This is a genomic window from Novosphingobium sp. MD-1, from assembly GCF_001014975.1.
GTDB lineage: Bacteria > Pseudomonadota > Alphaproteobacteria > Sphingomonadales > Sphingomonadaceae > Novosphingobium.
On record NZ_BBXA01000030.1, the window covers coordinates 350,732 to 364,809 of the forward strand.

At 58.7% G+C, this 14,078-nt stretch carries 10 protein-coding genes; 7 read left to right on the forward strand and 3 right to left on the reverse strand.

The window, feature by feature from the left end:
• Positions 1-96: 96 nt before the first annotated feature.
• Complete coding sequence (locus NMD1_RS14745) at positions 97-1,452, reverse strand: hydrolase (protein WP_125955319.1); 1,356 nt, start codon at positions 1,450-1,452, stop codon at positions 97-99.
• Positions 1,453-1,650: 198 nt separating this feature from the next.
• Here NMD1_RS14745 and NMD1_RS14750 point away from each other — a divergent pair, with 198 nt between their 5' ends.
• On the forward strand, positions 1,651-2,553 hold the full coding sequence (locus tag NMD1_RS14750; RefSeq protein ID WP_125955320.1) for a LysR substrate-binding domain-containing protein: 903 nt from the start codon (positions 1,651-1,653) through the stop codon (positions 2,551-2,553).
• 56 nt (positions 2,554-2,609) lie between these two features.
• Here NMD1_RS14750 and NMD1_RS14755 read toward each other — a convergent pair whose 3' ends face one another.
• A complete protein-coding gene (locus NMD1_RS14755; RefSeq protein ID WP_125955321.1) occupies positions 2,610-3,806 on the reverse strand; it encodes a nitrate/nitrite transporter in 1,197 nt (398 codons plus the stop codon).
• Between the two features lie 310 nt (positions 3,807-4,116).
• On the reverse strand, positions 4,117-5,268 hold the full coding sequence (locus tag NMD1_RS14760; RefSeq protein ID WP_158453968.1) for an MFS transporter: 1,152 nt from the start codon (positions 5,266-5,268) through the stop codon (positions 4,117-4,119).
• A 77-nt stretch (positions 5,269-5,345) separates the two neighbouring features.
• On the opposite strand from NMD1_RS14760, the gene NMD1_RS14765 reads away from it, so the two are divergent.
• The 6 genes from NMD1_RS14765 to NMD1_RS14790 all read left to right on the forward strand — a co-directional run bounded on the left by NMD1_RS14765 (position 5,346) and on the right by NMD1_RS14790 (position 14,049).
• Positions 5,346-6,938: an NAD(P)/FAD-dependent oxidoreductase gene (locus NMD1_RS14765; RefSeq protein WP_158453969.1), complete on the forward strand. Its 1,593-nt coding sequence runs from the start codon at positions 5,346-5,348 to the stop codon at positions 6,936-6,938.
• The gene (locus NMD1_RS14770; RefSeq protein ID WP_125955324.1) at positions 6,935-8,188 is read left to right on the forward strand and encodes a sarcosine oxidase subunit beta family protein; all 1,254 of its coding nucleotides are present in this window, start codon (positions 6,935-6,937) and stop codon (positions 8,186-8,188) included. Before NMD1_RS14765 ends, NMD1_RS14770 begins: the two co-directional genes overlap by 4 nt.
• 1 nt (position 8,189) lies before the next feature.
• Positions 8,190-8,453, forward strand: coding sequence for a sarcosine oxidase subunit delta (locus NMD1_RS14775; protein ID WP_054123171.1), 264 nt, complete (start codon positions 8,190-8,192; stop codon positions 8,451-8,453).
• Positions 8,450-11,149, forward strand: a complete 2,700-nt coding sequence (locus NMD1_RS14780; RefSeq protein ID WP_125955325.1) for a 2Fe-2S iron-sulfur cluster-binding protein — start codon at positions 8,450-8,452, stop codon at positions 11,147-11,149. The genes NMD1_RS14775 and NMD1_RS14780 overlap by 4 nt, the downstream gene beginning before the upstream one ends.
• Positions 11,139-11,603 carry a hypothetical protein gene (locus NMD1_RS14785; protein ID WP_125955326.1) on the forward strand — a complete coding sequence of 155 codons (465 nt, stop codon included), beginning with the start codon at positions 11,139-11,141 and terminating at the stop codon, positions 11,601-11,603. Before NMD1_RS14780 ends, NMD1_RS14785 begins: the two co-directional genes overlap by 11 nt.
• A 124-nt stretch (positions 11,604-11,727) precedes the next feature.
• Positions 11,728-14,049 carry a TonB-dependent receptor gene (locus NMD1_RS14790; RefSeq protein WP_125955327.1) on the forward strand — a complete coding sequence of 774 codons (2,322 nt, stop codon included), beginning with the start codon at positions 11,728-11,730 and terminating at the stop codon, positions 14,047-14,049.
• Positions 14,050-14,078 lie beyond the last annotated feature (29 nt).

Genomic DNA, 14,078 nt, shown 5'->3' on the forward strand with positions numbered 1-14,078 from the left:
TGCTGACGTTGTGATACTGCCGCGGCTCGGTGAGCAAGCAGGTCATCAGCGGCATTATCCTGCCTTGGCGCACGACGAGAAGGTGCAGTCCTTCAGTCAGTCGGCTGACAATCTGTCATTTTCCTGCTCGGCGATCAGTTGCGCCCGCAATGCGAGCGCATCGATCTCGGCGCTTGCGAGCTTGCAGAGTATCAGGGCTGAAAGCCGGGCCTGCTCTGCGAAACTTTCAGGCCAGGCGAACTCCTGTTCACTATGAATGTCGCCACCCCGAACGCCTAGTGTGTCGATTCCCGGGAGCCCCTGCGCAAGCAGATTGTTGCCTTCGCAGACGCCACCGGATGGCTTCCAGCCGATTGACAGGTCAAGTAGTGCGCCCAACTCGCGAACCTGGCTAAACAGGACCTCCTGGGCGTTGAAGAATGGCTTTGCCGGACGATGCACCCCGCCATGGACTTGAACGGAAATGCCGCCTCCTTCCATTGCGCCGGTCACAATGCGCACCTGCTCGTCGATCCAGATCGCACCCGCCTTGTCAGGGACTCGCACGTCCAGTCGCAGCACGGCACGGTCCGGGACCGCATTCAGCGCACCACCCCCATCGATGCGACCTACATTGATGGTGACGTCGTCCCGGACTCCGTTGAGATCTGCGAGCTTCGTAGCGATACGCGCAGCTGCGACCAGCGCGTTTCGACCGCTGGCAAAATCACGACCGGCGTGCGCGGCCAGCCCAAAGACTGCGATGTGGTAGTTCCCCGACCCCTTTCTTGCCGAAACAAGGGAGCCATCTGCAAGTGTAGGTTCGTAGGTAAGCCCTATGTGGCAGTTCCGACCAAGTTCGGCTAGCCAGGCGGCTGAGCCCATCGAGCCCGTCTCTTCGTCAGGGGACAGAAGCACCTGGAAGCCCAGCTGCGAAGCTAGCGGGTGGCGCTCGAATGCGGCGAGCGCACCCAGCATGACACTGATGCCGCCTTTCATGTCGGCGATTCCGGGGCCGTTGATGCGACCATCGGCAAGCGGTCGAACTGCCTGAAACGGACTGTCAGCGGGAAAGACCGTGTCGTAATGTCCGGTCAACGCGACCTGAACGGGTGCTTCGGGGCGCAATCGGAGTAGGAGGGATTGCCCTGCCGGTGTAGCGCAAGCCTCGCCTCGCGTGTTTATCTGCAGTGCTTCGTCAAGCGAAATGGCTTCAAGATCACCATCAAAGGCACTTAGGACTTCGAATAGGCAATCAGCCATTGTGGCCAGCCCCAGCAGGTTGGAACTCCCGCTGTTTATCTCCGACCACTCGATCGCACGAGCAACCAAGTTCGGCCCTGTCTTCGCGACGGCATCCAGGACTGCTTGATCGGCATCGCTGATCTGGAACCGTCGAGTGCAGGATGGCCATTGCTCCACAATCAATCTCCAACTTGCCTTTGCCTTTATGGGGCGGCTTTGTTGCAACATGGCGCCCGCAATGCTTTTCCTCCCTTATGCGGCCCCCACATGATTAGTCAGGTAACGCCGCTCAGTGAGTCGCACTTCAGGCCCAAGCATGGATGTCAAATCAAGGGCTATGGATCCGCGATTGAACCTTTGATTGAGATCGGCAATCAGGAGCCAGAACACAAGCGACTTCGTTTCGCTGATATATGAGGTTTGTGAATGGAATCGACTCGCAAGCATCTTCCACCTCTCTCCATGCTACTGGGGTTCGTTGTTGCCGCGAGGCACGGCACGATTTCTCAAGCGGCAAGGGAAACTGGCCTCACACAGGGCGCGGTAAGCCGGCAGATTGCCTCGCTCGAGGGCTGGGTCGGTTGTGAGTTGTTCGACAGGGTTGGACGCAATGTTGTGCTGAATGCTGCGGGAACGTCCTATCTGGGCGAAATCGAACCTGCCCTCCGGCGTATCGCACGGGCAACGGGCAAGTTGATGAGCACGCCTGGGGGGCGGATCGTCGAAATTGCAACCTTGCCCAGTTTTGGCATGCGTTGGCTCGCGCCGCGCTGGAGCCGGCTATCTGCTCTCCACCCTGACCTCACGGTAAACATCTCCGCGCGATCTGAAGAATTCGACTTTGCTGTCGAGCCTTTCGATCTGGCTGTCCATGTCGGGCAAGCAGACTGGCCGAATGCCCAACATGACCTCCTTTTCAGCGAACGTGTCGTACCTGTGGTGGCTCCAGCGCTCGTCCGTGATCGCGCAATCCGCTCGCCGAGTGACCTCCGAAACATCCCTCTGCTCGTCCAGTCGCGACGTAAGGATGCTTGGAAGCGCTGGTTCGAAATTGTTTCCGTCCCTTACGAGGAGCCTCCCAGCACCACCAGTGTGGCCCACTTTTTGATGTTAGCCCAAGCTGTTGCTGCGGGAGCCGGCGCGGCCTTGTTGCCAACTTTTTTGATCGAGGCCGAGCTTCAATCTGGCAGTCTGGTTGTTCCTTTCGACGTCCCGTTGGACGAGGACCGCAGCTACTACTTGGTCTACCCCAAGGAAAATCTGGAGAAGCAGGCCGTCAGACAGGTCCGGGATTTCATTTGCGGAGAGGCCAGCGGTCATCAGGCCTAGTGTCGGTCCGCCGCTCCTGAAGCCTATACCCATCACATGTGGTTTCCCATAGCATGCTACGCCTGCTGGGTACGCGAGCGAACTCGCCGACCGATCATAGCGGTTGTCGCCAAGCCCATCGCGCATGCCAATGCGACGATTCCAAAGAGTATCCGGTAGCCGCTCTCGCCTGGGAAACTGTCCAGGAGATAACCTGCAACTGGGGGCACGAAGATGTCGGGCGTAAAGCCGACCAACGAAATCAGACCGGTTGCTGAGCCAGTGCTCGATTCGGGAATCCGGCACTCCTCGATCAGCGCGAAATAGACCCCTCGGATCGCGAAGACAGCCAGCGATGCGCATGCAAGGTTTGCGATCATGATGGGGGCATTTTTTGCGGTTCCCGGAGATATCGCAAAGATCATCATGCTTGCAACGAGGATGGCGAAGGCGAACACCATCGTCTGCCAAACTCCCCAACGGTCGGCTGCAAAGCCGGCCGCAATGGCTGCAACTGGCTTGAGCCAAATCTTCCCAACCGCAATGGCACCTGCCGCCGCAACCGACAATTCCAGCATGCTCGAACTATAGGGCGTGAAATAATAGAGCGCCGTGTAGGCAGTGTAGCTGCTCAAGACGATCAGCGAGATCAGCCATAGATCTGGATTTGGGAGCAATTCCCGCCATCCGCTGTAAGATGCTGCCTGCAATTTCGCGCCGCTCGGTGCTGCGCGGTCGAGCGTGAAAAACGCGATGATCCCAAGTGCGATGTTCAGAACGGCAAAGCCGATGATGACCGTGCCGAGCGCGCCGCTTGTGCTTCCCGCCCAAGCAAACACCGCGACTCCGGCCGCTCCAATAGCGCCTTCTGTAACGCCGCGGACACTTTCGAGCAGGCCAAAGGCGCGGCCCTGGCTCCCGGCGACCGCCCATTCGCGTGTTGCGCGGATCATTGTGCTCCAGCACACAACGGTCATGGCGCCCCAAAGCACGTAGAGGAGAAGGGTGAATGGATAGGACGGAAACGAAGCGAAAAACGCTCCACCTATGCCGGTTCCGATCAACCCGATCGGAAGCAGAGTGCGAGGCTTGAACCTGTCAGCAAGCCAGCCTCCCGGGACGTAGCCGATTAGTGATGCCAGGCCATATGCCGACGAAAGACTGCCGATCTGCACATTCGTTTGGCCCAGAGCGAGACGCAGGGGATCGTAATAGATTTCATGCAGAAACGGGAACAGAAACAGCGTGGTACCTGCGCTGCCCAATACCAGCATTGTGATTGACCTGCGCAAGCCTGCCCCCCCGTATCTTGCATGTCAGTAAGCAGAGTGTTCAGAACGGGAGCGTTTCGCGATGTCCTCGTGTCCGAGTGCACTTGGTGAAATCACTTTGGTAAGCCGACAGCAAGTTCTTCTGATTCTCAAAATACGCATTGCCGCAATGCCTTCCGCCATTCCGTCAGGGACCCTGCGTCCAGTTCCTTCGGACATGTTCTGCAATTCCGTCTCACTCTCGGATTTGCCGACACAGTCGGCCCGAAGCCCGTTGCAGATTGATGGATCGGCTTAGCCAAAAAGCCTGGGCTTATCTGTCGCCTCCAGCTGCAATGGAATTGGAGGCAATTGACCTGCTGAAGAGAAGTAGGGGGAGCAGAGCCAATACAGCACAGCCAAGCGCCAAGGCTCCGATTTGCTGATACGTTCCTCCGTTCAGCAGGATCAGCCCTGAAATCGCAGGTGCTGATGCGCTTCCGATTCCCTGACCTCCACGCGCAACCGCGGCGAGCGGCGCTCCACCCGAGGCGGCAGCAAGGCCGAGAAGATATGGCAGAGTGAAGACATAGGCAGTGCCGGACACGCACATGGCAATTGTAAGCATTGTCTGGTCGCCCGAATGGGTAACCGCATAGGCGCCTAAGCCAGTTATCAGGTACCCAAGCACCAACGGTGGTGTCCTTCCGAACCGGGTGCCAAGCCGATGCGCCAAGGCAGGTCCGGCTAGAGCGCAAGTAGCAGAGATAGCCATTGCATAGCCGGCTTGAGCTTCGGTCCCACCGATAGATTGGGCGATTCCTTCGATGAAGTAATAGTACCCGTTTGCCAGAATAGCGAGGAGTGCAGCGACAAGGCCAAGCGTAACCGCGCGGGCGTCGATAGTGGCAAGATGTTGCTTCGCCGTCGTGTCGACCACCTGGGCTCGTGGTGGGATGTTTCGGAGCAATGGGACAAGGGCCAACACAACAATGCCCAACGCTACGAAGATTCCGCGCGGACCAGCCCAGTCAGGCAAGAGTGGTAAAGTCACAAAGAGTACCACTGCCAATCCAACGACGGCGGCCCAAATCAGAGCAAACGTTCTATCCGCATTGGGGGTTTCCGCAGCGGTTGCGGCAATTGCAGCATAGAGCAGCCCCTCACCGATCCCGCCTATCAAGCGTGACACAACGAGGAACTCCGCGCCATGGCTCAATGCTGAGCCAGCATAGCCAGCCAAAACCAGCAACGCACCTGCGAAAGCTAGCTTTCTTCGGTCAAGACGCAACAGGTAGGGTGCCAGTCCAATCGATACCAGCGATGCACAGGCGATCTGCCCCGCAATGATGAAGCCGATCCAACCTTCAGGAATCGCGTAGGCCTTGACTATGCCGCCAACCACAAAAGGCATCGTATAACCGCCAATCTCGGCAATCAGCGATCCCGCAAGCATTCCCGAAATCGAGGCGAAGCGTCCAAGCAAATTTTGACCTTCCGAACTCCAAACACTAGTGTATGGTAGAGAGGTTGTTTCAAGAGTCCAGAGGGCAGGCGAGTCACGTGACCGATTTTTTCGATGCAATTGTGGTAGGCGGTGGTCACAACGGTCTGACTGCGGCCGCATATCTTGCCCGTTCGGGTGCAAGAGTTCTGGTCCTCGAGCGTCGCCAAATTGTGGGCGGGGCTGCCGTGACCGAGGAAGTGATGCCGGGGTGCCGTGTGTCATTTTGCTCGTATATCGCCAGCATGCTTACCCCCGCCGTGGTCAAGGAACTGAGGCTCGCCGATCATGGGCTGAAAATGGTCGCATGCGACCCGGCGCTTAATGTGCCGACATCCGATGAGGGCCTCGTGACGCTTTGGTCCGATCCGTTGCGGACTGCGGCAAGCCTTCGGACCTACAGTCAGAAGGATGCCGACAACTTCGTAGCGGTCGAGCATCAACTCAAGGCGCTCGCTCGCTACCTGCAGCCGTTCTTTCTCAAGCCTCCGCCGGCTCTGAGCGGGAGCTTGGTCGACCGGCTCGGGGAATTGGCATCAATGGCCCGCCAATTCTGGGGAATCTCGCGAGATGAAATTGCATCGATGACGCGGTTTCTGACCGGTTCCCTCGCCGAATTTCTCGAGCGACACTTCGAAAGCGAGGAGACGCACCGGCTCTTTCTGGCCAACAACGTTTACGGCAAGCATGGGGGGCCATATGATCCGGGCTCGACCCTAGGCTTGTTGTTCCACCTGTTGGGCGGTGGTGATAATAGCATCCAGGGCTTCAGCGGCCATGTTATCGGGGGGATGGGATCAGTCAGCGATGCGCTGGCCAACGCTGCCCGGGGCTTTGGCGCCGAAATCATCACGAATGCAGAGGTTGCGCGGATCTACGTAAAGGGCGGGCGGGCATCCGGCGTCGAGCTGGTCGATGGCCGAGTGTTTCACGCCAAGGCGGTCGTGTCGAATGCGGACCCAAAGCGAACGTTCCTTGGGTTGGTCGACGCGGAACATCTCGACCCGACATTTCGATCGGACATCGCCGCCATCAAGATGGCCGGTCCTTCGGCCAAGGTGAACATGGTCCTGAGCGAGCCACCTTCGATCAGGGGCATGTCGCTCGACGCCACTCCGGCGGAACGCGCGGTCTTTTCGGTCATGGGCAGCATGGAGGCTATGCAGCGCTGCTATGATGCCTCAAAGTTCGGCGAAGTGGCAGACGAGCTGTGGGTCGATTGCGTGGTTCCAAGTTTGGTCGATCCCACGCTCTGCCCGTCGGACCGCACCATGCTCACTTGCTTTGTCCAGTATGTTCCTTTTCGGCTGCGAGAGGGGGACTGGGACTCGCGACGTGAAGCGCTCGGCGATCAGGTGGTGCAACAGATTGGCCGGGTCGCGCCCAACGTCCCTGGCAGCATCGTCGCACGTAAAGTCATCACACCGCTGGATTTGGAGCGCACCTACGGACTGACCGAAGGCAACATCTTCCACGGGGATCTCAATCTCGCCCAGTTGTTCTTCATGCGCCCGCACCCCGATTGGTCGGGCTACCGCACGCCTGTGGCCGGTTTGTATCTGTGCGGCGCGGGCACGCACCCCGGTGGGGGCGTGACGGGAGCTCCTGGCCGGAATTCAGCACAAGTCATTCTGAAGGATTTGCGCCGATGAGCCGATATTCGGCGTTCGCGCTTCTCAGGAACTGGCTTGGTGGCAATACGGATTGGGATCCGGTTTGGCGCTCCCCCGAACCGGCGAGCAGCTACGATGTGATTATCATCGGAGCTGGCGGCCACGGCCTTGCGACCGCCTACCATCTGGCCAAGCACTACAGGCCTGGACGCATTGCTGTGATTGATAAGGGGTGGCTCGGCGGCGGTAACACCGGCCGCAACACGACCATCGTGCGCTCGGACTATTTCTACAAGGAAAGTGCCGACTTCTACGACCATTCGCTCCGTCTCTATGCCAGCCTTTCGCAGGAGCTCAATTTCAACATCATGTATTCCGCCCGCGGAATCCTTAATCTCGCGCACAGCCGGCACGAGGTCGATTTTCAGCGCCGAATTGTGAACGCGATGCAGTTGAACGGGATCCATGCCGAACTGCTTGGACGGGAGGAAGTGCTCAAATTCTGTCCTGTCCTGAATGGCGATCCTAATGCAAGGTTTCCCATTTACGGGGCCATGCGCCAGAAACGAGGAGGGACTGTCCGGCATGACGCGGTAGCCTGGGGCTATGCACGGGCAGCCGATGCCCTGGGTGTCGACATCCTTCAGAATACCGAAGTCACCGGGTTCCGTCGGGACATCAGCGGCGGTGTGCAGGGCGTCGAAACAAGTAAAGGCTTCATTGGTGCGACCAAGGTGGGGATCGCCACGGCCGGTCATTCGTCAGTGGTCGCGCAGATGGCCGGTTTCCGATTGCCTGTCGCCAGCTATGGGCTCCAAGCCTTTGTCTCCGAACCGGTCAAGCCCGTCTTGCACACCGTGATCGGTTCAGCCGTGATCGGAAGCTATTGCAGCCAGTCGGACAAGGGCGGCATTGTGTGCGGTGGCGGCATCGATCCCTATCCGTCCTTTGCCCAGCGCGGAAGCGCAGCGACAATGGAAAAAGTGCTTGCCGGCATCGTCCAGCTTGTTCCGACCTTCAGTAGTCTGCGCCTCCTGCGCCAATGGGCTGGAATCGTCGACTACACGGCCGATAGCTCGCCGATCATTGACCGCAGTCCGGTACCGGGGATTTATCTGAACGTCGGCTGGGGCGGAGGCGGGTTCAAGGCGATCCCGGCCGGCGGTGAGGCTTTTGCGCACTTGATCGCGAAGGATGAGCCCCATCCGCTAACCACCGCCTTCGGACTCCAGCGTTTCAGGGATGGCGCGCTCATCGACGAAGCTGCGGCAGCCGGGATTGAACACTGACATGATGCGGATTGCCTGCCCGAACTGTGGCCTGCGCGACGAGCGCGAATTTGCCTATGGCGGCGAAGCCCATATCGACCGACCAGAGCTGGACTGCGACGACCAGGCTTGGGAGGAGTATCTCTTCCTGCGCGCTAACCCCAAGGGCGAGCATGCCGAGCGATGGGTCCATGTGCACGGTTGCGGGGTCTGGTTCAATCTGATCCGGCATACTGAAACACACGAGGTCGTAGCGGTTTACGTAATGGGAGTTGCGCGGCCGTGACCGGTTACCGACTTTCCCATGGCGGCGGCAGGATCGATCGCGGCCAGTCCATCGACTTTTCGTTCAATGGCAAGCGCTACGCAGGCCTTGCGGGCGATACACTGGCGTCGGCCTTGCTCGCCAACGGCGTGCAGCTTGTCGGACGGAGCTTCAAGCTCCATCGACCACGCGGTATTATGGGAGTCGGCTGCGAGGAAACCAACGCACTGGTTCAACTTGAGCACGGCCTATCCTCCATTCCCAACGTGCAGGCCACCATGATCGCTCTGGAGGAAGGGCTGGTTGCCCGGAGCATCAATGCCTGGCCTTCACTGACCTGGGACATTGCTGGCGTGAATGATCGTCTCCGCGGACTGTTCTCTGCCGGATTCTACTACAAGACATTCATGTGGCCGGACTGGCACTGGTTCGAATGGCTGATTCGGCGCGCCGCCGGACTTGGCAAGGTGCCGGTCGTGCCCGATCCGCAGCGCTACGAAGCGCGTCATGTGGAATGTGATCTGCTAGTGATAGGTGGAGGCAGAAGGGGGTTGGCCGCTGCGGCACAGGCAGCGCGAGACGGCAAATCGGTATTGCTTGTCGATCTGGATCAGGGTCTTCCAAGCCTTGAAGGTGTTCGGACCTTTGAAAAGACTGCAGCTCTTGGAGTCTGGGATCATGGTTTTGTGCTGGCCGCATCGGAAGGTCGGGTACTCCACCGCATCCGGGCTGAGCAGATCATTCTCGCGACGGGCAAGCAAGAGCGCGGCATCGCATTTGCGAACAACGACTTGCCCGGCATCATGCTCGCCGGTGCGATCGGCAGATATGTCGCGGATTATGCGGTGGCGCCGGGTCGATCCGGCATTTTCTTCGTCAACAACGATCTGGGCTGGCGGTCCGCTATTGAAGCTGCGCAGTGTGGTGTAGGGGTGCGCGCCATTGTCGATGCAAGGCCGCAGGTGCTGCCCGAACTTGCCGATCGCGCCCGTGCGCACGGAATCGATCTATTCTTTTCGTCATTAGTCCGGTCGGCCCATGGGCGCGGACGCGTCACCGGCGTCACCATAGAGAAGCCGGATGGCCTGAGTCGTCTCGCGTGCGACTTTGTCGGGGTCTCGGGAGGCTGGAACCCTGCTTCCCAACTGTGGACCATGGCTGGCGGTCAGACGAAGTTCAACGAGCGCAGCCAGAGTTTCCAGCCGGATGGGTTGGTCGCCAATGTCGAATGGGCAGGCCCCGAACCGATTGAGGCGGAGCCCATCTGGACTGTCCACGGCGGGGATGAAAAGACCATGTTCGTCGATTTTCAGACCGATGTAACCGTGGCAGACATCAAGCTGGCGGCCCGCGAAAACTATCGAAGCGTTGAGCATCTCAAGCGCTACACTGTGTTGGGAATGGGCGTCGACCAGGGAAAGCTGAGCTCGGTCCCCGGCGCCATGATCCTCGCGGAGGCCATCGGCGCGGAACCCGGAACGCTGTCCGCAAGCAAGGTTCGTCCGCCCTTCGTTCCTACAGCCTTTGGTCTGATCGGTGCTGATCTACGCGGTGAACGCTTCCGACCCCGTCGGTATCTGCCCGCACACGAATGGCATGTACGCGAAGGTGCTGTGTTCGAGGATTTTGGATGGGAAAGGCCGGCGGCATATCCGGTTGGCGGGGAAGACATCCAGGCGGCAGCTGAGCGTGAAGCCGCAGCGGTCCGAAGTGGCGTTGGTCTTTTTGACGGTTCGCCGCTTGGCAAAATTCTCGTGGCCGGCCCCGAAGCTGCAGCGTTCCTCGACCGGGTCTATGTTGGCACCCCCTCGACGCTCAAGCCCGGGCGGATCCGGTACGGGCTTGTCCTCAACGAGAACGGTACGATCCTGGATGACGGGGTCTATGCTCGTCTCCAAGACGGGAGTTTCCTGCTCAGCCCGTCCAGTGCCTTCGCTGACCGGATGGTCCGCCTGCTGGAGGATCTGCTTCAATGCGAATGGCCGATGGATGTTGTCGTTCAAGACGTGACTGAGCAATATGCTGTCTGGACTGTTGCGGGCCCGAACGCACGAAATGTGCTCGAGGCATTGCGGCCCAGTTTTGATCTCTCAAGTGAGCGTTTTCCACACTTGTCCGTCCGAGAGGGACAACTCGACGGATCGGAAGTACGTATTCAGCGCGTGAGCTTTTCTGGTGAGTTGAGCTACGAGATCCAGGTGCCAGCGGGGCAGGCGGTGCAGATGGGCGATGCGCTGATGGCGGCTGGCAAGCCCTATGGATTGGTGCCCTATGGGATAGAGGCACTCGAAATCTTGCGTATCGAAAAGGGCTACATTCATGTTGGAACTGATACCGACAGCGAGACCCAGCCCGGTGATATCGGTTTTGGCGGAGCCATCGCCAAAAAGCAGAGCGATTTCCTTGGGCGGCGAGCGCTGACGCGTCGCTCATCCTTATCGCCATATCGTAAGCAACTGGTGGGCCTGACCTCGCTTTGCGGCGGAATATTGCCGGTAGGTGGTCATGTGCGGGCTCCCAGTGGGCAGAGCGGAGGATTCGTTACGAGCAGCCAGTTCAGCCCCGTGCTGGGACGGGGCGTTGCCTTGGGATTGGTCGAGCAGGGGCAGCGGCGCCTTGGTGAAATCGTCGAGATCGTCTCGCTGGGGAGGAGTTGGCAGGCCAGGATTTCAGAGACGGTCGCCTATGACCGCGAGGGAGGTCGGCTTGACACTTGACCTCTCAATTATTCGTTTGTCGGTTGATCTGGCTCGTCATCCGGAGTTGAAAAGCCCGATAGAAGGCTGCTTCAACTGCCGGTTGCCCGATTTCGGCGACCTGCATGGCGACACGTCCACCTGTCTGGGGCTGCGCACCAGCCGGTGTGACTGGTTACTGCTGGGCTCTGCATCCGGTATGGCCGATCGTGCTGCTGCGATGAAGCTGCAGCTTGCCGGGGCACCCGCAATCATCACCGATGTCTCCGACAGCTTCGTTGCCATTTACAATGTCGATAGCGTGCAACTGGCGACGCATTCTGCTGTGTTGCTGCGGGGAGAAGAGGCCAGGCCAATACAGATTGGCCAAGTCGATGTCATGGCGTTTTGTCAGAAGGGCCTGGTGACCCTTTTGATACCCCGCTCATATCGCGGTGCACCATGTTGGCAGGATCTACCTCGTGACTCGCAATGAGGCTGCGCTGTGGGGTGTTGTAGAAGCCGCCCCGGCATCATAGTATACCAAATGGGGATTCCCAAGTTGACAAACGCCTCAATGACGCATATTTCCACAAACTCAGTATACCATAGGGGGGGTCGTGACAGACGCACTGGGAAGAATCAATTCCTTCGGCCGGCTAATGGCCGCATCTATGCTAGCGCTGCCGCTCGCTTCGCCTGCGTTTGCGCAGTCCGCCGAAAAGAGCGACGAGCAGCCGGCACTTGGAGAGATCGTCGTTACGGCGACCAAGCGGCCTGAGCGCCTGCAGGACGTGCCAATCTCGGTGCAAGCTGTCACCGGCGACCTTCTGAGAAGTGGTGCAGTTCAGAACTTCGAGGATGTCCAAGTGCCGGGTCTGCGCGTGTCGCGAGGCGGCATGGCCGATACCATTACCGTGCGCGGGATCGGCTCGGGGCAGAATTTGGGCTTCGAGCAGTCGGCGCCAATGTACATCGACGGGGTGTATTATGGCCGGGCCCGCACCCAGCGCCTTGGCTTTCTTGACATCGACCGAATCGAGTTCCTGAAGGGGCCGCAACCAACGTTTCTGGGCAAGAATGCGATTGCGGGCGCCATTAACGTGGCCACGCGGCGGCCCGGCGATAAGTTTGGCGGCGAGCTCGAGTTCAGCTATGAGCCGGTCACCAATGAAAGGGCTGGATTTGGTGCGGTCGACATCCCTCTTGGACAGGACTGGTCCACCCGTGTCGCCTTGCGCTACCGAAAGTCTGATGGTTATCTGACAAACACAGTAACCGGTCGCAAGGAGCCCGAGATTGAAGATCTTCTGGGTCGTATGACGATCACAGGAGAATTGGCAGACAGGCTCAAATTGACGGCCATCGGCTACTTTGGGAACAATGACGACCGAGGGCGCAATAACCAGTCGATCATCTGTCAGCCCAATTTCCGCCGTGACATTTCCGACGCAGTTCGTGAGCCTTGTCTGTTCGATCGCTTCAAGGCCTCGAGTGGACTGATCCCATCAGTGGCAGAAGCAGCGCGGCCAGACCTCTATACTGACGATAATGGTGGTTCATTCTATAACCGCCTGCGCTCGGGCGGCGGCACACTTTTGCTGGATTATGAATTTGGCAATGGAGTGACGCTGAGCTCGGTAACGGGCTATTACAAGTACAAGAACTACCAGTTTATCGATACCGATCAAGGCGTGGCTAATTATTCCACGGCCACTTTCACTGAACGCTATGATCAGATCAGTCAGGAAATCCGTCTGGTTTCGCCCAAGGACGGTGCGTTCAAATGGTTCCTGGGAGCCTATGTCGACAAGAACAACAACGATGTTGTCAGCACTTCGGACAACGATGCGCGTAATCTTCTGCCGCTTGTGGTTCCGCCTCCGGCAGGCTCGACTAACCGAACTCCGGCATTTGTGAACGCTCGGATTATCGGTAGCGTTCAGGACAGCGTCGAAGATGCGTCATCATGGGCGCTGTTCGGGGAGGCGAGCTATGCCTTCGGTCCGCTGACGATCCGCGGCGGAGTGCGCTACGAAGAGGTCAAGAAGGATCTCGCATTTGCCGGGTGTGAATCCACTCCCTATTCGGGCTGCACTCCACTTCCAATCCTGACCGCGAGCCGAAAGGATGAGAAGCTCCAGCCCGCTATCACGCTTGAGTATCGTCCGGCTGAAGACGTGATGATCTATTCCAGCTTCAAGAAGGGCTTCAAGTCCGGGGGCTTCTCCGGAACGGATGGCGGGCCGTTTAATCCGGAGAATGCAAACGCTTATGAGATCGGCTTGAAGAGCCGCTTCTTCGACCGACGAGTCCTGCTAAATATCACGGCGTTCCGGAGCGATTACAAGGACCTGCAGGTTTCTTCCTTCGATCCCGCAACCGCTCTCTTCCAGACAACCAATGCCGCATCCGCGCGGACTCAAGGTGTGGAAGCGGAACTCCAGTTCGCGGTGACAAGGAACTTCAGGCTTTCGACTAACGTCACTTATCTAGACGCAACCTACAAGGACTTTACTACCGCGCAGTGCTTCGCTGGCCAGACGGCCGCTCTTGGCTGTAATACGGCGAACAACACCCAGAATCTCTCGGGCGTTACGACCCCCTATGCGCCGAAGTGGTCGGGCAACATTTCAGCGGACTGGTCCAAGGAAATCGGGAGTGGGCTTACGCTCCGGGCAGGTAGCGACCTCTATTTCACGAGCCGGTTCGCGACCTTGACCGACATCAACCCGAACTCCTTCCAGGAGAAATTTGCCAAGCTTAACGCCAGGGTCGGCCTGTCGAGTGAAAGTGGCTGGGACCTGTCGCTGGCCGTTCGCAATCTTACCGATAAGCGCACCGCTGCCTTCAAGAACACGATCCCGGGCGGATTTAACTCGATTTCAGCGTTCACCGAACCGCCGCGGACTTTCACTATTCAGGCACGCTACCGGTTCTGATCACGCGAACTGGCAGAGCATGGGTGGCA

What these genes read in the sequence shown, in the direction of transcription:
- NMD1_RS14750 (WP_125955320.1), top strand. Translation starts at nt 1,651, where the DNA reads ATGGAATCGACTCGCAAGCATCTTCCACCTCTCTCCATGCTACTGGGG.
- NMD1_RS14755 (WP_125955321.1), bottom strand. Translation starts at nt 3,806, where the DNA reads ATGCTGGTATTGGGCAGCGCAGGTACCACGCTGTTTCTGTTCCCGTTT.
- NMD1_RS14745 (WP_125955319.1), bottom strand. Translation starts at nt 1,452, where the DNA reads ATGTTGCAACAAAGCCGCCCCATAAAGGCAAAGGCAAGTTGGAGATTG.
- NMD1_RS14775 (WP_054123171.1), top strand. Translation starts at nt 8,190, where the DNA reads ATGATGCGGATTGCCTGCCCGAACTGTGGCCTGCGCGACGAGCGCGAA.
- NMD1_RS14770 (WP_125955324.1), top strand. Translation starts at nt 6,935, where the DNA reads ATGAGCCGATATTCGGCGTTCGCGCTTCTCAGGAACTGGCTTGGTGGC.